The organism is Novosphingobium sp. GV079 (assembly GCF_003058045.1).
Taxonomy (GTDB): domain Bacteria; phylum Pseudomonadota; class Alphaproteobacteria; order Sphingomonadales; family Sphingomonadaceae; genus Novosphingobium; species Novosphingobium capsulatum.
In genome coordinates, this window is sequence record NZ_QBUE01000019.1 from 48,935 (window position 1) to 70,132 (window position 21,198).

Consider the following 21,198-nt stretch of genomic DNA (forward strand, 5'->3'; position numbering starts at 1 on the left):
TCCTCCGACCGGCGGCTGATCCCGATTCCAGGCAGTGCCGCATCACGCATAAAGTCAACCTGTTCAGATACATGAGCTGGACTACAGCAGTTGCCCCCAGGCACCAGCGGTTCTTTCACGAACTGGCGACGGGCCAGAACAGGATCGCCGTGCCGTCCCGGGTGACCAGGCGCGATCCTTGGTTGTAATAGTCGATCGCGATTGGCAGGCCGAACAGCCGTCGCATCAGCGCATAGCCGGGCATGATCTCGAGCTTGGCCCGCTCGGCCAGCAGCCGGTGCCAGTCCGTCTCGGTCAACCACCAGCGCACGGGTTGAAATTCTTCAGCCCTTCCCCGTGCCGCCGTGCCATGGAAGAGGTATTCGGCGCGCTCGAGAATGCTCATGCGGCCAGTTCCACGCCGCGCGTACCCCAGGCAGTGCCTGCCCCGGCCACACAGGACGGCAGACGCGTCACGACGATCGACGGCGCGTTCCGAGCGCCTGCGCGAAAAGCAGTCCGGCCGCGCCAGCAACCAAGATGGCACTGCCGCGCCCCGCAAAGGCGATAACCGCATCGGCAGCCGGCCGGGCATGCGCCGCCATCACCAGCGCAACGATGAACAAGGCCATGCCCGATGCCAGCATGACCGCAACTGTGCGTCTGATCATGGCAGTTGGCTCCGGTTTCAGGCGAGCCAGTGTACGGACCAGCCAGAACGCCTGCTACCGCTATTGCCGAAGGTCATCGCGCTTTGGCCCAAAATCGACGGGCAAAATGCGATCGGGCGAACCGCTATGGAACAGCGCCGGTCAGAGCGAGGACAGCGTCACATAGGTGCCCACCGCGATCACCACGGCGGCAAACCCGCGCTCTAGCAGCCCCTTGTGCGTGCCGATGATCTTGCCGAGCGCGATGCCCGCCATCGTACCGATGACGCCTCCGGCAACCAGCAATGCCGTCACGTTCCAATCCACCAGCCCTGACATGGCGTAGGATGCCGCAGTGGTGAAGCCCAGCGCGCTGACCACGGCGAGCGACGTGCCGATGGCAAGCGGCAGCGGCATGGCGGTGGCCAGAATCAGCCCCGGCACGATCAGAAACCCGCCGCCAATGCCAAAAAAACCTGCAGCCAGGCCAACCGCAAAGCCAATCGGAACCAGGCGCGGCAACAGCTTTGCCGCGCTTTCGCGGGTCAGCCGCACGTCGGGCGCCTCCTGCCCACGCCGCTTGCGCAACATCAACAGGCCCACGCCGATCATCAACAGCCCGAACAGCACCAGCAACCGTTTGCCGTCAACAGCCTTGCCCAGTTCGGCACCCAATGCCGCGCCAGCCATGCCCGACAGGGCAAAGACGCTGGCACAGCGCCACTTCACCCGCCCGCCGCGCGCATGACCGACCAAACTGGCCAGTGCATTGACGGTGACAGCGACAGCGGCAGTGCCGATGGCGGCGTGCGGCGAACCAATCCGCACGACATAGACCAACAGCGGCACGGCCAGAATCGATCCCCCTCCCCCGACCAAGCCAAGGATCAAGCCGATCACGCCGCCCGACAGGAGCGCTGCGAGGACAGTGGCGGAGTGCATGATCACCGCAAGACACCAGCCCGCCGGTTCCATGGCATCACGCGCAGCAGATGGGCCATGCGGCACCATCCCGTCACGCCGGCAAACATCAGCCCTGCACCCACGAACGCCGACAGCGCCAAAAAGCCCGGCGCGACGAGCACGCCAAGCAGCACCCCGGCCAGCACCAGCGCGCCCGCGGCAATCTGCACCTGGCGCATGATGTCTAGCGGCTGCGCCCGGTCGATCACCGTAGGGTGCCCAGCCTGCCGCCAGGCATCGATCCCGCCGCCGAGAATGAAGGCAGGCGCGCCCCCGGCTGCGGCGGCGAGCTGGGCTGCATTGGCGGCAGTCCGCATTCCTGACTTGCAGTGGAAAACGACTGGCCGATCGTCCCGCGGCAGATCGCCGATGCGGTCCAGCGGGATGTTGACGGCACCGGGAATACGCTCGCGCGCGTGTTCATCGGCGCCGCGCACATCGACCAGACGAGCGCCAGTATCGATCGCGGCGCGGGCATCTAGGGGGGAAAGGTTGGCAAGCGTCATCGCATCACTCCTTGCAGCATCAGCCGGCGTGCATTGCCGAACGCCTCAAGCGTATCGGTGACCTGCCCGGCCTTGGTCTCGAACGTCGCCAGATCCATCAGGGATTTAAGCATCAGCACCGTTCCATTAGATATTGCTAAAGTAGCATATCCTAATATATTAGCAAGGGCTAACGGAGGAAATGATGGCGCAGCCCTTTATCCAGGCGTTCTTCGACGAACCGACCAACACGATCAGCTACCTGGTTGCAGACCCGGCTACGCGCACAGCGGCGGTGATCGACCCCGTGCTCGATTTTGACATGGCCAGCGGCAGCGCCGACACGCGCTCGGCCGCGCAGATCCTGGCCTTCGCCCAGGCGCATGATTGGCAGATCGCCATGGTGCTCGAAACGCACGCCCACGCTGATCATCTGTCGGCGGCACCGTTCATCAAGGCGCATACCGGCGCCTGGACCGGGATCGGGGCGCATATTCGCGACGTGCAGACGATCTTTCGCCCCGTGTTCGCCATGGACGATCTCAAGACCGACGGTTCGGATTTCGATCGGCTGTTCGCGGATGGTGAGCGTTTTGCCATCGGGGAACTGGAGGTTGCGGTGCTGCACGTGCCGGGTCACACGCCGGCCGACGTGGCCTATCGCATCGGCGACGCAGCATTCGTGGGCGATACGCTGTTCATGCCTGACTATGGCACCGCACGCGCCGATTTCCCGGGCGGAGACGCCCGCACGCTCTATCGCTCAATCCGCCGTCTGCTGGCCCTGCCCGATGCGACGCGGCTGTTCCTCTGCCACGACTACAAGGCGCCGGGCCGCAATGACTACCGCTGGGAAACGACCGTGGGCGAACAGCGCCGATCCAGCATCCACGTTCACGACGGCGTGAGCGAGGACGATTTCGTCGCCATGCGGGAGCAGCGTGATGCCGGGCTGTCGGTCCCCAAGCTGCTGCTCCCCTCGATTCAGGTCAATATTCGGGCCGGCCAATTCCAACCGGCCGACGCGAACGGCGTTACGTATCTGCGCATCCCGGTGAAATGGCAGAAGCGTGGGTAATTCGCCGGTGGAAACCGATCAAAGCGCAACTTTGGTCAGGTCTGCACCCACGATGATCCGCCCTTTGAAAACGCTGCGAATTTCAGCGACGTCCGACGGATCGGTGACGCCAATATGCGTGAGGACCAGGGTCTTTACTCCTGCCGCTGCGGCCAGCTTGCCCACTTCCAGCGGCGAGAGATGTTCGCGGTCCATGTGTGGTCGCACAAACGGCGGCACCGCCGCACGATCAGCGTGCGAGGCCATTTCCGAAACCAGAACGTCGGCGCCTTTGGCCAGCGTCGCCACTGCTTGAGAGGGACCGGTATCGCCGGTGAACACGATAGAGCGCCCCTTTGCGTCAAAGCGCAAAGAATACGACTTGTTGACCGCCGCCGGGCTTCCGTCAGGAAAGTCAAAGTGCGTGTTGACCACGGCCGACACGCGCACGTTGCCATCGTCGAAGATGGTGCCCGCCCCATATTCATGGGCCACCACGAACTCTGCGGGGGTGTGTTTCAATCCCTGCTCAGCCATGCGGATACGAGCGTTGGGAACCATGACCTGGGCTACACCCCCGACCAAATCGACGGTGCCAGCCGGGCCATAGACATCAAGACGTGGCGCTCGCAGCGTGTAGCTGAAAGATGCCAGCCCTGGCAGCCCGGCATAGTGATCATCGTGCAAGTGGGTGAGGAAAACGATCGGCGCTGCGGGAGCCTGCATTCCTGCCTTGCCCAGTTGATGTACCACTCCTTCGCCCGCATCGACGAGATAATTCCGGCCGCCAATCGTCAGCAGCGTGGCAATGCCAGCGCGATCGGCGCGCGCCAGGGGGCCGCCTGCCGTCCCGAGCAGCAACAGCCCATCTGGCGCTTGCGCGGGGGCGGTGCTGGCCGCCGCCGCTGTTGCCGGCTTGGTGGAGGCAACAGCGCTGCCCGCCATCGCCGCGCAAACCACGACCGCGAGAGTTTTAGCCAGAATTACCTTGCGCATCATTCTGTTCCTTGCGCTGGCAAGCCGCGTCGTAGCGCGCCGCAGCTCAGCGTTCTGAATGTATTGGAGCATTGGGAGAACGTAGCGACGCTCGGACTCATACCTGCCGGAATGACGGATAATCGCCCGCATGCATCCTCTCCTGCACCGCCTTATCGGCCCGCGATACGGCAGCGCGCTATCAGCCAGAAATACATTTTACCTCTGATGCCATTGGATAGGCCTATGGCCAGGTCGAAACGACCGCATGAAACCGCGATGTCGCTGGCTTCACGCCTTCAGCGCATCCGGGTTTGACAGCACAATCCGGCGCATCACCGTGCGCAGCGCGGTGTCGAGTTGGGCGCGGTCTTCGCTCGACAGGTCTTCCAGCCATTCCTCGTACATATGGGTGCGTTCTTCACGCACCATGGCGTAGATCGCCTTTCCTTCCGGCGTCAGCGAGATCAGGCTGCTCTTGCGGTTGCGCGGGTTGGGATCGCGCTGGATCAGCTTGCGCGACTCGAGTGCGGCAACCGCGCGGCTCACCTCGGAACGATCAACAAATGCCGCCTCGGCAATTTCGGCGGCGCTGCATTGCTTCATCAGTTCGACGTGGGAGATAACGCGCCATTCCGCCAGCGACATGGCCGCGCGGTCGCGCACATGTTGCGACGTGACGCGGTCGATCATCTTGGCCAGCAGCAGGACGCGATAGGGCAGATGGCTCAGCCCGAACAGCTGCCAGCGCCGCTCTGACGCGGCCAGCATCGCGTGCCCGTCACTCTGGCCCGATACGAGAGAACTGTCATCCGCGACGCGCGCGTGGCTGGGATTTTCACTGGCGCTGTCCGTATCCATGCCCATCGCCATAGCCAAAAGAATGCCCCTTGTCATGCCAGACTTGTGGATGTATCAACACCTGACATAGTGAGAAATCAACAACTCGCAAAACCATTCAGGAGAGGATCGCTTGGCCGAATCCCACCCCCCTGCGCCGGCACACCCCCCGGTGTCGGCGCACCCCCTTGCGTCCGACCATCCGTTCGCGCCGCGCTGCGAATTTGCCTTTACCATCTCGATCGATCTCGCCGGTCTGCGCTGGATCGAACCCTCCGCCATTGGCGATACCCGCGCGGCGATCTATGCGGCCAAGGGCACGATCGAGGGGCCACGCCTCAACGGCCGGGTGATCCCGATGTCGGGTGGCGATTTCCCGTTGCAGCGCCCCAACGGCGTGATCGATTTCGATGCGCGCTACTTGCTCGAAGCCGATGATGGCGCGGTGATCTATATGCAGAACCGCGGTTATCGCTGGGCGCGCAGCCCCGAAATCGCGGCGCGCATGGCCCGCAACGAGGACGTGGGCACCGACGATTACTACATGCGCGTGGCGCCCCGGTTCGAAGCGCCCGAGGGGCCTCATGCCTGGATGAGCCAGCACGTGTTCATCGGCGTGGCGGAAAAGATCCCCAACGCCAACCGCATTCACTACTTCGTGGTGCTGTGATGGTTGCGCCCACGTTCGCCCCGCTCATGCGCCCCGGCAAGGATCCCCATAGCGCGCCGGGCAAGCCGCCCCTGCCGCCGCGCGATCATGCGATAGAGCATGATGCCGGGCTGGTGATCGAACGCAACGTGGCGATCCCGCTGCGCGATGGCGTGCGCATCTTCGCAGACATCTATCGCCCGGCAGGAACGGCGGGCCTGGCAGAACTGCCCTGCCTGCTGTCGTGGAGCCCCTATGGCAAGCACGCCCGCAGCAACCGGGTGTTCTGGCCCCATTCCGGCGTCGATCCCGCCTGGCTCTCGCCGCTGACGCCGTTCGAAGGCGCCGACCCCCTCGCCTGGTGCCCACGCGGCTATGCCGTGGCAGTAGTCGATCCGCGCGGCGCCTGGCTTTCCGAAGGGGATTTCCATCACAACGGCGCGGTAGAGGCGCAGGACTGCGCCGATACCATCGCCTGGCTGGCAGAGCAGCCCTGGTCCAACGGCAAGATCGGGATGACCGGGGTGTCCTATCTCGCCGCGATCCAGTTCTGGGTGGCGGCACTGGCCCCGCCCGCGCTGGCAGCGATCAATCCGTGGGAAGGCTTTACCGACTGGTATCGCGAATTTGCCTATCACGGCGGCATTCTCGAAACCGGGTTCCTGCCCCGCGCGTCGGACAACATCGCCTATTCGCTGGGCCAAACCGAAGACACCTGGGCCAATGCCCAGACCCACCCGCTCCACGATGCGTTCTGGCAGGGCAAGGAGATCGACCTCGGCGCGATCCGCACCCCTGCCTGGGTCGTGGCAAGCTGGTCTGACCAGGGGCTGCACACCCGTGGCACGCTCGAAGCGTTCAAGGCCATGGCCAGCCCGCAAAAATGGCTGACCGTGCACGGTCAAAAGAAGTGGGCCAACTATTACCGGCCCGAGAGTCAGGCCGGGCGCGAAGCGTTTTTCGATCACTTCCTGCTTGGCCGCGCAACCAGCCTGGCGGCCTGGCCGCGCGTGCGGATCGAAGTGCGCGATCGCCATGATATTGCCGAGTGGCGCGACGAGGCCGAATGGCCGCTGGCCCGCATCGAGCCGACGCCGCTGTGGCTGGGCGCCGACGGTGGGCTTCACCTGGCCGCACCGCAAGCGGCAGGCAAAACGGCCTATGACGCGCAGACCGGCAGCGCCGTGTTCGAGCACCGCTTTGCCGAGGATACCGAGATCACCGGCCATGCCGCCTTGCGCCTGTGGGTGGAGGCCGAGGGCGCCGATGACATGGACCTGTTCGTTGCCCTGCAAAAGCATGACGCCACCGGCGCGCCTGTGGGGCAGACCTTCTACGCCTTTTTCGAAGACGGGCCGGTTGCCCTGGGCTGGTTGCGCGCCAGCCATCGCGCCACCGATCCACAGCGCAGCACCCCGCTACAGCCGTTTCATCCGCATACGGCCGAGCAGCGCCTGCGCCCCGGTGAAATCGTGCCGGTCGATATCGAGATCTGGCCGTCGTCCACCCGCTTTGCCGCCGGGGAAAGCCTGCGCCTGGTGATCCAGGGGCGTGACATTCCCGACAAAGGCCTGCCCGGCCTGCCTTTTGCCCGTCACGAGCAGACCCGCAACGCCGGGCGCCACGTGCTGCACCTGGGCGCGGCACACCCATCGCACCTGCTGCTGCCGGTTGTTCCGGCCAGGGAGGACTAGGTCATGGACCACGCCGACGATCTTGCGCTGCATGCCGAGCACGCGTTCGATATCCGCATCAATTTCGACAAGCGCTGGGTCTGGCCGATTTCGGGCGGAGCCAGCGCCGGCTACACCTCGGTCGGCGCAGACTGCATCGTGTCGGGGCCACGGCTCAACGGCCGGCTGGTCGATTTCAGTGGCGCGGATTGGCCGATCGTGCGCGCCGACGGCGTAGTCGAATTGAACGCCCACTACATGATCGAGGCCGACGACGGCGCCCATATCTACATCCACAACCGTGGCTATGTGCACGGACCGCTGCGGCTTCCCGGCATGGCCGACGATGCGCCAGCCATTCCGCGCTATTTCCGCTGCACGCCCTATTTCCGCGCGCCGACCGGGCCGCACGAATGGCTCAACCGCAGCGTGCTGGTTGGGGTCGGCGCGCGGCGGCCGCACGTATCGCCCAGCGATCCGCCCGACCATTCGCTGTTTCGCTATTACCTCGTGCGGTGATCCAGGCGCCCAGCCACCACCCCCCGCACGAATGCCATCATCAGAACCATAAACCCCGAACCTGCAATCGGGGAACGAGAGAGGACGCCATCATGAAGGGTAAGACTGCCAACGCTTCCGCCCGCCACGCCAGGCTGCTCGCCAGTGCCGCGCTTGGCCTTGCCGCGCTGCCATCATGCGCCGCGGCGCAAGAGGCCCCCGCCGCAACGCCGGCCCCCTCCGCCGATCTGCCCGCTGATCAGCCCGCTGGGGCCGAACGCACCGAAGAGCAGGCGATCATCGTCACCGGTTCGCGCCTTGCCAACTCCTCGTTTAACGCGCCCACGCCGGTTACCACGCTGGGCACCGAGCGGCTGCAAAAGATGGGCTCGACCAACATTGGCGAAGCCCTGGCCACGCTGCCCTCGTTCCGCGCATCGTCCTCGCCATCGAATTCGACCGTGGGGTCCAATATCAGCCCGGTCAATGCGGGCGCCCGCATCGCCGATCTGCGCGGTCTTGGCCAAAGCCGCACGCTGGTGCTGGTCGACAGCCGGCGCTTTGCCCCCAGCACGTCCACCGGCACGGTCGATCTCAACCTGATCCCTACGCTGCTGATCGAACGCGCCGATATCGTCACCGGCGGCGCCTCTGCCGCCTATGGCTCCGACGCGGTTTCGGGGGTGATCAACATCATCCTCAACAAGCATCTCGAAGGGGTGCGCAGCAATTTCGAATATGGCGTGACCGATCGCGGCGATGGCAACAACTATGTCGCGCAGATCGCCGCCGGCACCAGCTTTGCCGATGGCCGCGGCCACGCCGTGTTCGGCGCGGAATACGACAAGGATCTGGGCGTGGGCGGATGCTACACCCGCACCAACTGCTCGAACGAGGTGGGCAATCTGACCCAGACCGCTGGTGTCAACGGGCGGCCGGCCAACAACATTGCCTATAACGTGCACACTGCCACGCTCACGCCGGGCGGGTTGATCACCGGCGTCGTCAATGCTGCCGGCACGCGCTCGGCCGCGCGCGGTGGGCCGCTCGGCGGTTTGCAGTTCGATGCCAATGGCAACGCCGTGCCGTTCTCCTATGGCCAGAACGCCGGGGCCTTGTTCATGGAGGGTGGCACGGGTACCGGCCTCAACAGCTTCTTCGGCGATCCCGCGCTGTCGATCCCGGTCACGCGCTACAACGCGTTCGGCCATTTCGAATACGAAGCCTCCCCCGCTTTCACGGGCTTCATCGACATGAGCTATGGCCATGTCGCCGGCTATACCAGCGGGCCCGAAGTGCGCGATGGCGGTTTCCCTGGCAACGGCAGCCTGATCAGGATCGACAATCCGTTCCTGCCCAACGCGATCAAGCAGACGATGCAGGCCAATGGGATTACCGGTCTCGTCATCGGCAAGCTCGGCACCGATTTCGGGCAGATGAACAGCGTGTCCAAGCGCGACACCTTCCGCATCGTCACCGGCGCCAACGGCAAGCTGGGTGGCACCTGGGCATGGGATGGCTACGTCCAGTATGGCGTGACCGATTATACCCAGTCCACGGTCAACGATCGCATCACGGCCAACTATGCCAAGGCGATCGATGCCGTGGCCGATCCCGTCACGGGCAAGCCGATCTGCCGCGTCGCGCTCACCGATCCCAACACGGCGTGCCGGCCGCTCGATATCCTGGGCCAAGGGCAGTTCTCGCCAGAGGCCAAGGCCTATGCCTTTGGCACGACCTACCAGCACACGCGGTTCAGCCAGTGGGCGGGCGCCGGAAACGTGCACGGCACGCTGTTCGAAGGCTGGGCCGGGCCGATGACGCTCGCCACCGGGGTGGAAGCGCGGCGCGATCAGTTGTCGATCACCGTGGACCCGATCTCGGCCGCCAACGGCTTTTACGTCTACAACGCCACGCCCACGCGCGGCCACGTCAACGTGATCGAGGGCTATGTCGAAGCGGGCTTGCCGCTGCTCAAGGACAGCCCGCTCGGCCGCAGCCTCGATCTGAACGGCGCGATCCGCCGCACCCATTACAACACCGCCAACCTGACAGTATCCAACAGCTTCAACGCCACCACCTGGAAGATCGGTGGCACCTATGCGCCGATCGATGGGGTGCTGCTGCGGGTGACGGAATCGCAGGATATTCGCGCGCCCAATACGGCCGAACTGTTCACCACCCCGGTCACGGGCGTGGGCGCGCTGTCCGATACCAAGACCGGCTCGCAAGTGTTCGCCACGATCTACACCGGCGGCAACATCAACCTGCGCCCGGAAAAGGCCCGCACTTTCACCACCGGGATCACGCTGCAACCCGGCGGGGCGCTGCGCGGGCTGCGGCTTTCGGCGGATTACTACAAGATCAGCATCCGCGACGCGATCGCCACGCTGGGCGCGCAGGTTATCGTCAATACCTGCAACACCACGGGCGCTGCCGATATCTGTGGCCTGGTGACACGCAATTCCAGCGGCATTCTCCAGTCGGTGTCGGTGCTCTATCTCAATCTCAACCGCCAGGATCTCAAAGGCCTGGATTTCGAAGCCAGCTATCACACCAACCTGGGCGCGGATTCGTCGCTCGATCTGCGCGGCCTCGCCACGCATACCATCAAGCTGACCAATAGCGCGGTGCTGATGCCGGGCACGACCACGCCGGTCAACCGGGCTGGCGACAACGGCCTCAACGGGGTGCCATCCTGGGTGGTTGACGGGTTCGCCTCGCTGACGCTGCGCCGCCTGACGCTCAACCTGCAGGGGCATTTCATCTCGGGCGGCAAATACGATGCGTCGCTGATCGGGCCGGAAGACCCAGGCTATAGCGTCAATCTGGTCAACAGCATCAACATCAACCGCGTGCCATCACGGTTTTACACCAATATCGGCGCCAGTTTCGATCTGATCAAAAACGGGCCGCGCACGCTCCAGGTCTATGGCAACGTCACCAATCTGTTCGATGTGATGCCGCCGCCCTTGTGGAACGGCAACAACAACTCGGTCTATTACGACGTGATCGGCCGGCGCTATCGCGTGGGCGTACGCTACAACTTCTGACCGACCCTGCTGATCGTGGCAGATGGAGGCCGGCCAGCGAGCGGGCCTACACCAGCCCTGTTTACGGAGTGCATGCCATGGCGGACAACGCCGCGCTAACCACCCCTGTCAACCGGCGAACCGTGCTGGGCGCCACGCTCGCCACCGGCGGCGCACTGTGGCTGGCCCCGGGCAGCCGTGCTGCAGAGGGCGGCGTGGTGCGCACTACCAGCGGGCTGGCGCGCGGATCGATCGAGCAGGGCGTGCATGTCTTTCGCGGCTTGCCCTATGGCGCCGACACGGGTGGCGCGCGGCGGTTCCTGCCGCCCGTGCCGCCACCACGCTGGTCCGGGGTGCGCGACGCGCTGGCGTTCGGCGATCGCTGCCCGCAGCTTGCCCCACCCGGCGCCCCTGCCGAAACAGGCGCGCGACAAAGCGAAAACTGCCTGGTCCTCAATGTCTGGACGCCGGGCGTGAACGATGGGCAGCGCCGTCCGGTGATGGTGTGGATCCATGGCGGCGGCTTTGCGCTGGGTGCCGGCGATGCGCCGGTCAACGATGGGCTGCGGCTATGTCAGCGCCGCGATGTGGTGGTGGTCTCGGTCAATCACCGCCTCAACGCGTTTGGCTACCTCCATTTCGGGGATCTCGCCAAGTCCGGCACAGCGGTATCGAATGTCGGCCAGCTCGATCTTGTCGCCGCGCTGCGCTGGGTGCGCGCCAATATCGCCACGTTCGGTGGCGATCCTGGCCGGGTCACGATCTTCGGGCAATCGGGCGGGGGATCAAAGGTGGCGGCGCTGCTGGCGATGCCAGCGGCACGCGGCTTGTTTCAGCGCGCGATCCTGCAAAGCGGTTTTGGCACCTATACCATCGCGCCCGATGACGCGGAACGCCAGACCCGCGCGATCATGGCCGCGCTCGGCCTGGCGCCAACCGCGCTCGATGCCTTGCGCCAGGTGCCGGCGAAACGCCTGCTCGATGCCATCGCCCAGGTAACGGGCGGTGACCCCACCCGCGGGCCGGGCGTGGTGGCCGATGGCACCGTCGTGCCCCACACCCCCTTTGGCCCCGGCGCACCGCCGGTCGCGCCCGACGTTCCCCTGCTCGTCGGCCATACTGCCACGGAAACGACCGGGTTGTTTCCCCCGCCCGGCGCTTTCACGCTCGATTGGCCGGGCTTGCCGGCCATGCTTCCCGCCAGCGTCCACGACGCGGCAGGCCTGATCGCCGGTTTTCGCGCGCTTCATCCCGGCGCCAGCGCAAGTGACGCCTATTTCGCCATCACGACCGAGCTTGGCATGGGCCGCAACGCCCGCATCGCCGCCGATCGCCATGCCGCGCTCGGTCGGGCACCGGTCTTTGCCTATCTGCTCGATTGGCCGGTCAAGCCGCAGGGTGGCCGCATGCGCAGCCCGCACGGCCTCGATCTGCCGCTGGTGTTCGATACCCTGGCGCGCGCACCCGGCGCGATCGGCCCCGATTTTGCCGCTGCGCAGCCGCTTGCCGACACCATGAGCGCGGCATGGACGCACTTTGCCCGCGATGGCGATCCCAACGGTGCCAGTGTCCCGCATTGGCCAGCCTATCGGCTGCCCCAGCGGGAAACCATGGTGTTCGCGGCAGTATCGGGCGCGCGCGCCGATCCGCTGGGCGCCGAACAGGCGCTGATCGCACGGTACGCCGCATGATGCGCGGCCTTGCACTCGCATTCGGTCTCTTGCTGGGCATGCTCTGCGCCGCCACGGCCAACGCTGCCCCCGCTGTCCCGCTGCTCGCTCTGCCGGAACGAGCCACGCAGGCACCGGTGCTTCCCTGCGCCGCGCTGGTCACGCCCGTCACCGCGCGAGCCGGCGCGATCGCCTATCGCGTGATCAGTGCCAGCGAACAAGATGCCACCTGCATCGTCACCGGCTATGCCGCGCCACAAACCCAGTTCGTCTTGCGCCTGCCGCTGGCGGGCTATCGCGGCCGCTATCTTCAGGGCGGATGCGGCGGCATGTGTGGCGTGATCGGCAACACCATCGTGCCGTCATGCAGCAACGCCCATCTCGCCGACGGTGGCTTTGCCGTCGCCTTTGACAACGGCGGCCATTTCGGGGCCGGTATCGGTGATGCCACCTGGGCCAGTGACCCGGAATTGCGGATGCAGTTTGCCCACAAGGCAACCCACGCCACGGCGATGGCCGCCAAAGCAATCGTCACACGGTTTTATGGCAGCGCGCCCACGGCCAGCTATTTCGTCGGCTGCTCGGGCGGTGGGCGCGAGGCCTTGATGGAGGCGCAACGCTACCCCGACGATTTCGACGGCATTGTTGCGGGTTCCTCGGTCTCCATGCCCGCAGCGATGCAACTGTTCCTGTGGGAAGCGCAGCACGGGCTCGACGCGGCCGGGCATGAGGTCTTCACTCCCGCCGCAGTCGCCCTGCTCCACCAGGCGGTAATCACCAACTGTGACGCGCTGGACGGCATTCGCGATGGCCAGATCGACGATCCGCGCCGCTGCCATTTCGATCCGGCCACGGTCCGCTGCCGCGACAAGGACGGCAGCGATTGCCTCAACACGGCACAAGTCGATGCCGCGCGGGCCTATTACCAGGGGCCGACCACGCCCGATGGTACGGCGCTGTTTCCAGGCGGCGCGCCTTATGGCAGCGAACTGGGCTGGATCGGCCCGGGCGCGGCCACGCAGACCGGCAAGTTTGCCGCCGAAGCGTTTCTTTCGCGGCTGCTGCTGCCCGATGCGCTGCCGGAAAACTTCACCTGGCGCGATTGGCGCTTCACCCGAGCCAGCCTCGCCCGGCTGCTTGCCGCCGGGGCGCCGTTCGACGCCACCGATCCTGATCTCACCCGCTTTCGTGCCCATGGCGGCAAGCTGATCCTGTGGCAGGGCCTGGCCGACAACGCCGCCGGCGCGCGCGGCATGCTCGATTACTATCAGGCCGTGCGCGACACCATGGGCGGCCTTGCCGCCACGCGCGCGTTCGCCCGGCTGTTCCTGGTGCCCGGTGGCTATCACTGCCAGGGCGGCTATGTGCCCTATGAGCAGGATTTCCTGGGGGCGATGGTGCAATGGGTCGAACAAGGGAATGTGCCCGATGCAGTGCCGGCAGTGGCGCGCCTCGCCGATGGTGCGCTGCGCGAACGGCCGCTTTATGCCTATCCCACGGGCACGCGCTATCTGGGAGGTGACGTCAACCGCGCGGGCTCATTCGCGCCGGCCGCGCCCAGCACCGAACCGGCCGATGGCTTTCCCTGGCCGGGCAGCAAAGCTCACGCCACGGGGCGATAAGCCCGCTTGAGCACCGCCGCGCGAATGCGGGTGTAATGCGGCCCGGCAAAATCATAGAATACCAGGCTGTTGAGATAGCGCCGATCACCGCGCCGCATCGGCCCGGCGGCAAATTCCGGCAGGTCGGTCAGCGCCAGGAATTCGGATTCCAACTCTGCCGCCAGCACCTGGCCATCGTGAAAGCATTGCCGCACGGTGATGGTGCGCTGGGTCTGCTGCTTGATCGGGCGATAGAACGCCACGATCGCCTCGCGGCCCACCAACTGGGTGCCGTTGCCGATCACCAGCCGCACATCGGGCGCATAGAAATCGCACAAGGCATCATAATCGCTGCGGTTGAACGCATCGATATAGGCGGCAAGCCGGGCCTCGGGCGTCATGCTGTGCCCCTGCCAAAGCGCGCCGATCGCACGCGGACAAAGTGTCCGCCTTCAATATCATAGATCACGAAGTTAACGCTCTCCCGGCGATCGCCCGCGCGCATGGCGCCGGTCGGCATCTCGGGCCAGTCGCGACGCGCTACAAGGCTCGTGCGCAGTTCGGCGGCAATGCGGCTGCCGTCCGGCGCGCCGACAAATGTCAACAGGTCCAGCGTTTCATCGAGGTGCGCCTTCACGGTGCGATAGAAATCAAGCACCGCCGCACGCCCCACCACCTGGGCAGCCTGGCCGGCAAAGACCACGTCCGGCGCATAATAGGCGCCAAAGCCGTCAAAATCGTTGCGGTTGAACGCGGCGATATAGCCCTCGAACCAGGCACGCAGATCCGCGCTCATGCCGCCGGTTCCGCCACGAAATAGTCTTGGCGCAAGGTGCGCGCGGCCAGCAGGAACATCGCGGCCGCGACAAAGAACACGCACACCGACGCCATCAGTGCGGACCGCAACCCGCTGGCCGAGGCCACCGCGCAGGCCTGGTGCGCGGCATCAAGCGCCCCCATACCGGGCCGCGCAGCAGGGCACCGCGCGAGATAATCGGCCGCGCCATAGGCTCGCGTGGCAAACCAGTCGCTCATCCAGCCCACGAACGTGGGGCCACCGCCATAGCCAACCAGGGTATAGAACATGCCGAACACCGCCGCCCCGGTGGCGCGCATGCGCGGCTCCAGCAGGTTCTGGATCATGCCTGTGGTCGGGCCGTAGTACAGCAGCAGGAAGCAGCCCGAGATGATCAACAGCACCGTGCCGGTAACCGGCGAGGCGGCATTGAGCGCAATCCAATAGGAGAACGGCGCGATGAGCAGGCCGATCGCCGCGCCCCAGGCCGGCCAGCGTCCATCACCCCGCCGCGCCAGCCAGTCGGTGCCGAACGATCCGATCAGCAGCCCGCTGCCCAGCGCCAGTGCCGAAATCGTGCCATAGAGCGTGCCGGCCGTGCGCGCCGGCAGATCATAGGCACGGCTGAGGAACACGGCCAGGAACTGCGAGATCGAACTCATCCCAAAACCCGCCAGCGCGCCGCCGGCGATCACGTAGACCAGCGCCGGCTTGCGCCCCACCACCTTGAGGAACGCGCGAAAATCGGGCGCCGGGCGCGGCGTTGCGCCAAGGCCATCGGCCAGCCCGCGGCGCGGTTCGCGCAGGAGCAGCACGACGAGCAGGCCGATCAGCAGCCCCGGCAGGCCCATCACCACAAAGGCCGTGCGCCAGCCCCACAGCCCCGCCACCGCGCCGCCCGCCGAAGCGCCGATAAACGTACCGATCGGAGACCCGAGCAGGATCAGCCCCATGACCGAGGCCCGCCGCTGCCGGGGAAAGAGATCGCCGACCAGCGACGAGGTCGCCGGCTGCGATCCCGCCTCGCCCATGCCCACGCCAATGCGGCACAGCATCATCTGGACAAAGCTGCCGGCCGCGGCACAGGCCATCGTCATGCCCGACCAGAACACGATGGCGGCGGTGATGATGCCCAGGCGCGATCGGCGTTCCGCAAGCCGGCCGATCGGCACGCCGAGCAGCGCATAGAGCACTGCGAACGACAAGCCCTGGAGTATGCCAAGCTGAAAATCGCTGAGCGCAAGGTCGCTCTTGATCGCCTGCGCGGTGACAGCAAAGACCGAACGGTCGGCGAAGTTGAACGTCGCCACCAGGAAACTCATGGCGATGAAAGTGCGGCCGTATCCTGGCGACAACAGCCGCTCGTCTTCATCGTTGCGCATCGCTCTCCTCCGCCCGGCATCGCGCCGCGCTTGTCTCGTGCTGCGCCGCTGCCATGGCAGTCTTGCGCCTTCACCGCCGTTGTGGAGGAAGGTTGGTGATTAATCAATACATATCTGGTGCTGGTCTGGCATGCGTCCCAGAACCACGCTGCAAGCGCGATCGAACCGAGGGATCAGGCCACTGCCATGGCCGGTGGCACCAGCGCGACCAGCGCGGGTTCCAGGCGATTGCGGCCCAGAGTCTTGGCGGCATAAAGCGCGCGGTCGGCCAGGCCGAGCAAGGTTGCCACATCGCGGCCGGTGTTGCCCAGTTCGGCCAGCCCCACGCTCACCGTTGCGCTGACGGCAACGCCGCTGCGGCACAGCACGGCGCTGTCGGCAAAGCTGTCGATCACCGCCTGGCCCACGCGACGCGCGCCCTGGCCGTCGTACCCAGGCAGCATGATGGCAAATTCCTCCCCGCCGATGCGCGCCAGCAGGGCATGGGGGCCCACCACGTCGCGCAGGATCAGGGCAAAGGATTTCAGAACCTTGTCACCCGTCGCGTGGCCAAAGCGATCGTTGATCGACTTGAAATGATCGATATCGAAGGCCAGCAGCGCCAAGTCGCCGGGCGCGGCCGCGATCAGCTCGGCGCCTTCGCTGAAAAACCAGCGGCGGTTGCCCAGTTCGGTGAGGTGATCGGTCGTGGCCAGGCGCACCAGACCGGCATCGGCCTCTTCACGCACCAGTGCCAGCATCACCATCGGCAGCACGACTGAATACAGTACACCGGTATAGAGCGTCACCGTGCTCGACAGTTCGATGGCACCCTGGCCAAAGCGCGCCACGATGGCCGGCAGTACGAGTGCCCGCGCGGCATAGACCACACCGTGGAACCCTGTCACAGCGATCAGCACATTGCGCGAGCGCAGCGTGCGCAACGGCGGGCTGCGCCATGCCTCCCAGGTAGTGGCAAGACACACGATCGCGATCGGCACCGCCGCGGCATAGAGCCAGGTCCACACTGCCCACTGCGCCCCGCCCCAGGCCCATAGCGCAGCCATGCCGCCCAGCAGCAGCGCCGACTTGCCCCGGTGCCGCCGCCCATCAAGCGCCGCCACCGCATCAAGCACGACCATATAGCCGCACAGCATGACGAGGTTGCTCAACACCGCGCCGGTAATGCCGGGAATGTGCGAGCGCGTCGTCGCGATCACGCAGCCGGTGGCCAGCACGGCATAGCCGGCCGCGCAGGTTCCCAGGAACCGCCGGCGCGCAGGCTGCGCGTTGCGTTCCCACAGGGTCATCCCGGCGCTGGCGACCAGCGTGACGACGATGAACAGATAGATCGTGAAAAGCGTGTTCGTCATCGTCGGATGTCGGCGTCCTGGTCGGCTCGGCCAGATACTGCACGGGATATGAAAAATTTATCGTTAACCCTGGAGCGGCCCGGAAAATTTAGTGGCGCGCCTTTTTGAGTGGCTCGCCGGCATGCCGGCATCAATCTTGACATAGGTTCATCGGGGGAACCCCTGCCACGCCCGGCGCTTTTTCTAGGCGGAGGTATACCATGCCCGCTCGCGCCTATTGGCAAGGACAAATCCGGCTCGCGCTCGTCTCCATTCCGGTGGAGGTTTATCCTGCCACGCGCTCTGGCGCGGCGATCAGCTTTCACCAGATCCACGAGCCGTCGGGCAAGCGCATCCGCTATGAAAAGGTGGCGCCCGGGGTGGGGCCGGTAGACCGCGATGAAATCATTCGCGGCTATGAGGTATCCAAGGACGAATATGTTCTGCTCGACGACGAGGAGATCGCGGCGGCGCAGGTGGAAAGCCGCAAGACGCTAGAACTGGTACAGTTCGTCGAGCCATCCGAGATCGACGTGCTCTTTTACGAAAAACCCTATTTCGTGGTGCCGGCCGACGACCTTGCCGAAGAAGCCTATGGCGTGCTGCGCGATGCCCTGCGGCAAACCAGGCGCGTAGGGCTTGGCCAGTTGTCGGTGCGCGGGCGCGAGCAACTGGTGTCGCTTAAACCATGCGGGCGCGGGCTGGTGCTGGAGGTGCTCCGCTATGCCGACGAGGTTCACCGCGCGCAGGGCTATTTCAAGGACATCCCCGAGACGGAACCGTCAGAGGATCTGATCGCCCTTGCCACAACGCTGATCGAAAAGAAGACCGCACCGTTCAAGCCTGCCGAATTCCACGATCGCTATGTCGATGCGCTGCACCGGCTGATCGAGAAGAAGCGCAAGTCGGGCACGGGCAAGCGCATTCTCGAAGATGCCGAAGATGATTCCGGTGGCAAGGGAGGCAATGTGATCGACCTGATGGCCGCCCTGAAGAAATCGGTGGGAGAGGACAAGCCCGCGCGAAAACCCGCGAAAAACCCGGCCCGCAAGCCTGCCACCCGTCGCAAGAAGGCATAGTCTCGTGGCCCGCGCCGATCCGCTCGCGCCCTATAACGCCAAGCGCGATTTCACCCGCACGGCCGAGCCAAAGGGCGTGGAAGAGCCCAGCGAGCAGGGCCACCTCTTCGTCGTGCAAAAGCATGATGCCACCCGCCTGCATTGGGATTTCCGGCTGGAAGTCGATGGCGTATTGAAAAGCTGGGCGGTGACGCGTGGCCCTAGCCTCAACCCCGATGACAAGCGCCTGGCCGTTCGCACCGAAGACCATCCCATGTCCTATGCGCGGTTCGAAGGCAGCATCCCCAAGGGCGAGTATGGCGGCGGCACCGTGATGCTGTGGGACCAGGGCCGCTGGGAACCAGTCGAAGGCAAGAGCGCCAAGGACCTGGAAAAGGGCCACCTGCATTTCCGCTTGTTTGGCGAGCGCATGAACGGCGAGTGGCTGCTCGTGCGGATGAAGCCGCGCGGCAAGGAAAAGCGGGAGAACTGGCTGCTGCGCAAAGTGGCTGATGATCATGCCGGCAGCAGCGAACATCTGGTGGAGCGCGGGCTGACCAGTGTTCTGACCGGCCGCTCCATGGCCCAGATCGCTGCCGACAAGCGGGGCAGCCAGTCCTTGGCCGGCAAGCAAGGCAAGCGCTTTGCCGAGGCGATGGAGCATGCGGCCCGCCACAATGCCACGGCCGCGACAAAGCCCAAACGCCGCGCAAAACGCCAAACTGCCGCCCGCCTGCCCACGTTCGAGCCGGTGCAGCTTGCCACGCTGGTCGATGCCGTGCCCACCGGCAACGGCTGGATGCACGAAATCAAGTTCGACGGATACCGCCTGCTCGCCGCGGTCAAGGGTGCCGAGGTAAAGCTGCTGACCCGCACCGGGCTGGACTGGACCGAACGGTTTCAGCCGCTGGCCGACGCCCTGGCCGCGCTCGACCTCCCGCCCGCGCTGATCGATGGCGAAGCCGTAGCACTCGACGCGCAGGGCAATCCCAGCTTCTCAACGCTTCAGGCCGCCCTCAAGTCGGACCAAAGCGCAAAGCTGGCCTATTTCGCCTTCGATCTGCTGCGTCTGGCGGGTGATGATCTCAAGCCGCTGCCCAATATCGAGCGCAAGGAACGCCTCGAAGCGCTGCTGGCACAGGCGCAGCCACCGCTTCATGTTGCCCAGCATGTCATCGGCGCCGGCGAAAAACTGTTCGGCGCGATGTGCCAGGCCGGTCAGGAAGGCATCATCGCCAAGCGGGTGGATGCGCCCTATCGCGGAGACCGCACCCGCCAATGGGTCAAGGTCAAATGCACGTTGCGACAGGAGTTTGTCGTGCTGGGCTGGACGAAAAGCCCGGCGCGGGCGCGGCCGTTCGGCGCCCTGCTGCTGGGCCAGATTGAAAACGGCGCGCTGGTCTACAAAGGCAAGGTTGGCACGGGCTTCGATGCCAAGACGCTGCAGGCACTGGCCGAAGTGATGGCGCCGCTGGCGCAAGGCAAGGCCGGGGCGCTGGTCCCTCCGGCCGAGGCACGTGGCGCGCAGTGGATCAAGCCCAAGCTGGTGGCCGAAATCGCGTTTGCCCAGTTCACCGCCGACGGCCGCGTGCGCCATGCCAGCTTTGTCGGGCTGCGGCAGGACAAAAAGGCCAAGAATGTGACGCCCGAACGCCCTGCCCCCCTTCCCGCGCCAACTGCCCCTGTAAAGATCTCGCATCCTGATCGGGTCCTGTTCCCCGAAAGCGGGCAGACCAAAGGCGATCTGGCGCGCTATTACGAGGCCATGGCGCCGCTGATGCTGCCTTTTGCCGCCAACCGCCCGCTCAGCCTGGTGCGCTGTCCGCAAGGGCGGGCCAAGGCGTGCTTTTTCCAGAAGCATGACAGCGGCTCGTTCGGCGACGATGTCCACCATGTGCCCATCACCGAAAAGGACGGTGGAACAGAGGATTACCTCTACGTTACCGATAGCGCCGGACTTCTTTCCTGCGTGCAGATGGGCTCGATCGAATTTCACGGCTGGGGTGCCCGCGCGCAGGCGGTGGAACAGCCCGACCGGATGATCTTCGATCTCGATCCCGACGAGGACCTCGACTTCGCGCAAGTGCGCCGCGCCGCCCACGATATCGCCGGTCATCTGTCTGACATCGGCCTGGTCAGCTTTGCCATGCTGTCGGGCGGCAAGGGCGTGCACGTGGTGGTACCGCTTACGCCCGGCCACGATTGGGACACGCACAAGGACTTTGCCCGCCGCTTTGCCGAGGCCTTGGCGCTGGTCGCACCGGAACGTTTCACCGCCACTATGAGCAAGGCCAAGCGCAAGGGCCGGATCTTCATCGACTGGCTGCGCAACCAGCGCGGCAGCACGGCAGTATTGCCTTACTCTGCTCGCGCCCGCGAAGGGGCACCGGTTGCCGTGCCGATTACCTGGGACGAGCTGGATGGCATGGACAATGCCCATCCCTTCTCGATCGCCGATGCCGAGAGGCTGATCGACCGCGCCGCGCAGCCCGCCTTGCGCGGCTGGGGCTTTGCCGGGCAAGCGCTACCCGAACTCTGACCGCTGCTGGTGTCGGCCGG

General features: G+C 65.4%; 19 protein-coding genes. 9 read left to right on the forward strand and 10 right to left on the reverse strand.

Annotated features, from left to right (window positions below):
• Positions 1–115: 115 nt before the first annotated feature.
• From C8K14_RS19060 to C8K14_RS19070, 4 genes are all read right to left on the reverse strand, one after another.
• Complete coding sequence (locus C8K14_RS19060; RefSeq protein ID WP_108350172.1) at positions 116–385, reverse strand: hypothetical protein; 270 nt, start codon at positions 383–385, stop codon at positions 116–118.
• Positions 386–452: 67 nt separating this feature from the next.
• Positions 453–650, reverse strand: a complete 198-nt coding sequence (locus C8K14_RS22480; RefSeq protein WP_133726879.1) for a hypothetical protein — start codon at positions 648–650, stop codon at positions 453–455.
• Positions 651–791: 141 nt separating this feature from the next.
• Entirely contained in the window at positions 792–1,571 is a 780-nt protein-coding gene (locus C8K14_RS19065) for a sulfite exporter TauE/SafE family protein (protein ID WP_107718372.1), read from the reverse strand.
• A gap of 2 nt (positions 1,572–1,573) precedes the next feature.
• Positions 1,574–2,098 (reverse strand): rhodanese family protein, encoded by a 525-nt coding sequence (locus C8K14_RS19070; protein WP_107718374.1) that lies wholly within the window; start codon positions 2,096–2,098, stop codon positions 1,574–1,576.
• Between the two features lie 184 nt (positions 2,099–2,282).
• Between C8K14_RS19070 and C8K14_RS19080 the strand changes: the two genes are divergently transcribed.
• On the forward strand, positions 2,283–3,155 hold the full coding sequence (locus C8K14_RS19080; RefSeq protein WP_107718440.1) for an MBL fold metallo-hydrolase: 873 nt from the start codon (positions 2,283–2,285) through the stop codon (positions 3,153–3,155).
• 18 nt (positions 3,156–3,173) lie between these two features.
• On the opposite strand, the gene C8K14_RS19085 is transcribed toward C8K14_RS19080, so the two are convergent.
• Together C8K14_RS19085 and C8K14_RS19090 are read right to left on the reverse strand one after the other, a co-directional pair.
• Complete coding sequence (locus C8K14_RS19085; protein WP_107718376.1) at positions 3,174–4,262, reverse strand: MBL fold metallo-hydrolase; 1,089 nt, start codon at positions 4,260–4,262, stop codon at positions 3,174–3,176.
• A 138-nt stretch (positions 4,263–4,400) separates the two neighbouring features.
• Positions 4,401–4,982, reverse strand: a complete 582-nt coding sequence (locus C8K14_RS19090) for a MarR family winged helix-turn-helix transcriptional regulator (RefSeq protein WP_158272947.1) — start codon at positions 4,980–4,982, stop codon at positions 4,401–4,403.
• 139 nt (positions 4,983–5,121) lie between these two features.
• On the opposite strand from C8K14_RS19090, the gene C8K14_RS19095 reads away from it, so the two are divergent.
• From C8K14_RS19095 to C8K14_RS19120, 6 genes are all read left to right on the forward strand, one after another.
• Entirely contained in the window at positions 5,122–5,619 is a 498-nt protein-coding gene (locus C8K14_RS19095; RefSeq protein ID WP_054131201.1) for a DUF3237 family protein, read from the forward strand.
• Complete coding sequence (locus tag C8K14_RS19100) at positions 5,619–7,292, forward strand: CocE/NonD family hydrolase (RefSeq protein WP_107718382.1); 1,674 nt, start codon at positions 5,619–5,621, stop codon at positions 7,290–7,292. The genes C8K14_RS19095 and C8K14_RS19100 overlap by 1 nt, the downstream gene beginning before the upstream one ends.
• Before the next feature lie 3 nt (positions 7,293–7,295).
• Entirely contained in the window at positions 7,296–7,790 is a 495-nt protein-coding gene (locus C8K14_RS19105) for a DUF3237 domain-containing protein (RefSeq protein ID WP_022676585.1), read from the forward strand.
• Between the two features lie 92 nt (positions 7,791–7,882).
• Positions 7,883–10,822, forward strand: coding sequence for a TonB-dependent siderophore receptor (locus tag C8K14_RS19110; protein ID WP_158271969.1), 2,940 nt, complete (start codon positions 7,883–7,885; stop codon positions 10,820–10,822).
• A gap of 77 nt (positions 10,823–10,899) precedes the next feature.
• On the forward strand, positions 10,900–12,492 hold the full coding sequence (locus tag C8K14_RS19115; protein WP_107718386.1) for a carboxylesterase/lipase family protein: 1,593 nt from the start codon (positions 10,900–10,902) through the stop codon (positions 12,490–12,492).
• Positions 12,489–14,093, forward strand: coding sequence for a tannase/feruloyl esterase family alpha/beta hydrolase (locus C8K14_RS19120; RefSeq protein ID WP_158271970.1), 1,605 nt, complete (start codon positions 12,489–12,491; stop codon positions 14,091–14,093). Before C8K14_RS19115 ends, C8K14_RS19120 begins: the two co-directional genes overlap by 4 nt.
• On the opposite strand, the gene C8K14_RS19125 is transcribed toward C8K14_RS19120, so the two are convergent.
• The 4 genes from C8K14_RS19125 to C8K14_RS19140 form a co-directional block, all read right to left on the reverse strand.
• Positions 14,075–14,473, reverse strand: coding sequence for a nuclear transport factor 2 family protein (locus C8K14_RS19125; protein WP_022676589.1), 399 nt, complete (start codon positions 14,471–14,473; stop codon positions 14,075–14,077). The genes C8K14_RS19120 and C8K14_RS19125 overlap by 19 nt on opposite strands.
• The gene (locus C8K14_RS19130) at positions 14,470–14,868 is read right to left on the reverse strand and encodes a nuclear transport factor 2 family protein (RefSeq protein WP_107718390.1); all 399 of its coding nucleotides are present in this window, start codon (positions 14,866–14,868) and stop codon (positions 14,470–14,472) included. Before C8K14_RS19130 ends, C8K14_RS19125 begins: the two co-directional genes overlap by 4 nt.
• Positions 14,865–16,250, reverse strand: coding sequence for an MFS transporter (locus tag C8K14_RS19135; protein WP_107718392.1), 1,386 nt, complete (start codon positions 16,248–16,250; stop codon positions 14,865–14,867). The genes C8K14_RS19130 and C8K14_RS19135 overlap by 4 nt, the downstream gene beginning before the upstream one ends.
• Positions 16,251–16,423: 173 nt before the next feature.
• Positions 16,424–17,602: a diguanylate cyclase gene (locus tag C8K14_RS19140; protein ID WP_107718394.1), complete on the reverse strand. Its 1,179-nt coding sequence runs from the start codon at positions 17,600–17,602 to the stop codon at positions 16,424–16,426.
• 200 nt (positions 17,603–17,802) lie between these two features.
• Between C8K14_RS19140 and C8K14_RS19145 the strand changes: the two genes are divergently transcribed.
• Together C8K14_RS19145 and ligD are read left to right on the forward strand one after the other, a co-directional pair.
• On the forward strand, positions 17,803–18,660 hold the full coding sequence (locus C8K14_RS19145; RefSeq protein WP_107718396.1) for a Ku protein: 858 nt from the start codon (positions 17,803–17,805) through the stop codon (positions 18,658–18,660).
• Positions 18,661–18,664: 4 nt separating this feature from the next.
• Entirely contained in the window at positions 18,665–21,178 is a 2,514-nt protein-coding gene (gene ligD, locus C8K14_RS19150; RefSeq protein WP_107718398.1) for a DNA ligase D, read from the forward strand.
• The last annotated feature ends 20 nt before the right edge of the window (positions 21,179–21,198 follow it).

Excerpts from the sequence above, each read along its gene's own strand:
- C8K14_RS19060 (WP_108350172.1), bottom strand. The coding sequence starts at position 385 with ATGAGCATTCTCGAGCGCGCCGAATACCTCTTCCATGGCACGGCGGCA.
- C8K14_RS22480 (WP_133726879.1), bottom strand. The coding sequence starts at position 650 with ATGATCAGACGCACAGTTGCGGTCATGCTGGCATCGGGCATGGCCTTG.
- C8K14_RS19065 (WP_107718372.1), bottom strand. The coding sequence starts at position 1,571 with ATGCACTCCGCCACTGTCCTCGCAGCGCTCCTGTCGGGCGGCGTGATC.
- C8K14_RS19070 (WP_107718374.1), bottom strand. The coding sequence starts at position 2,098 with ATGACGCTTGCCAACCTTTCCCCCCTAGATGCCCGCGCCGCGATCGAT.
- C8K14_RS19080 (WP_107718440.1), top strand. The coding sequence starts at position 2,283 with ATGGCGCAGCCCTTTATCCAGGCGTTCTTCGACGAACCGACCAACACG.
- C8K14_RS19085 (WP_107718376.1), bottom strand. The coding sequence starts at position 4,262 with ATGCGGGCGATTATCCGTCATTCCGGCAGGTATGAGTCCGAGCGTCGC.
- C8K14_RS19090 (WP_158272947.1), bottom strand. The coding sequence starts at position 4,982 with ATGGCGATGGGCATGGATACGGACAGCGCCAGTGAAAATCCCAGCCAC.
- C8K14_RS19100 (WP_107718382.1), top strand. The coding sequence starts at position 5,619 with ATGGTTGCGCCCACGTTCGCCCCGCTCATGCGCCCCGGCAAGGATCCC.
- C8K14_RS19105 (WP_022676585.1), top strand. The coding sequence starts at position 7,296 with ATGGACCACGCCGACGATCTTGCGCTGCATGCCGAGCACGCGTTCGAT.
- C8K14_RS19110 (WP_158271969.1), top strand. The coding sequence starts at position 7,883 with ATGAAGGGTAAGACTGCCAACGCTTCCGCCCGCCACGCCAGGCTGCTC.
- C8K14_RS19115 (WP_107718386.1), top strand. The coding sequence starts at position 10,900 with ATGGCGGACAACGCCGCGCTAACCACCCCTGTCAACCGGCGAACCGTG.
- C8K14_RS19120 (WP_158271970.1), top strand. The coding sequence starts at position 12,489 with ATGATGCGCGGCCTTGCACTCGCATTCGGTCTCTTGCTGGGCATGCTC.
- C8K14_RS19125 (WP_022676589.1), bottom strand. The coding sequence starts at position 14,473 with ATGACGCCCGAGGCCCGGCTTGCCGCCTATATCGATGCGTTCAACCGC.
- C8K14_RS19130 (WP_107718390.1), bottom strand. The coding sequence starts at position 14,868 with ATGAGCGCGGATCTGCGTGCCTGGTTCGAGGGCTATATCGCCGCGTTC.
- C8K14_RS19135 (WP_107718392.1), bottom strand. The coding sequence starts at position 16,250 with ATGCGCAACGATGAAGACGAGCGGCTGTTGTCGCCAGGATACGGCCGC.
- C8K14_RS19140 (WP_107718394.1), bottom strand. The coding sequence starts at position 17,602 with ATGACGAACACGCTTTTCACGATCTATCTGTTCATCGTCGTCACGCTG.
- C8K14_RS19145 (WP_107718396.1), top strand. The coding sequence starts at position 17,803 with ATGCCCGCTCGCGCCTATTGGCAAGGACAAATCCGGCTCGCGCTCGTC.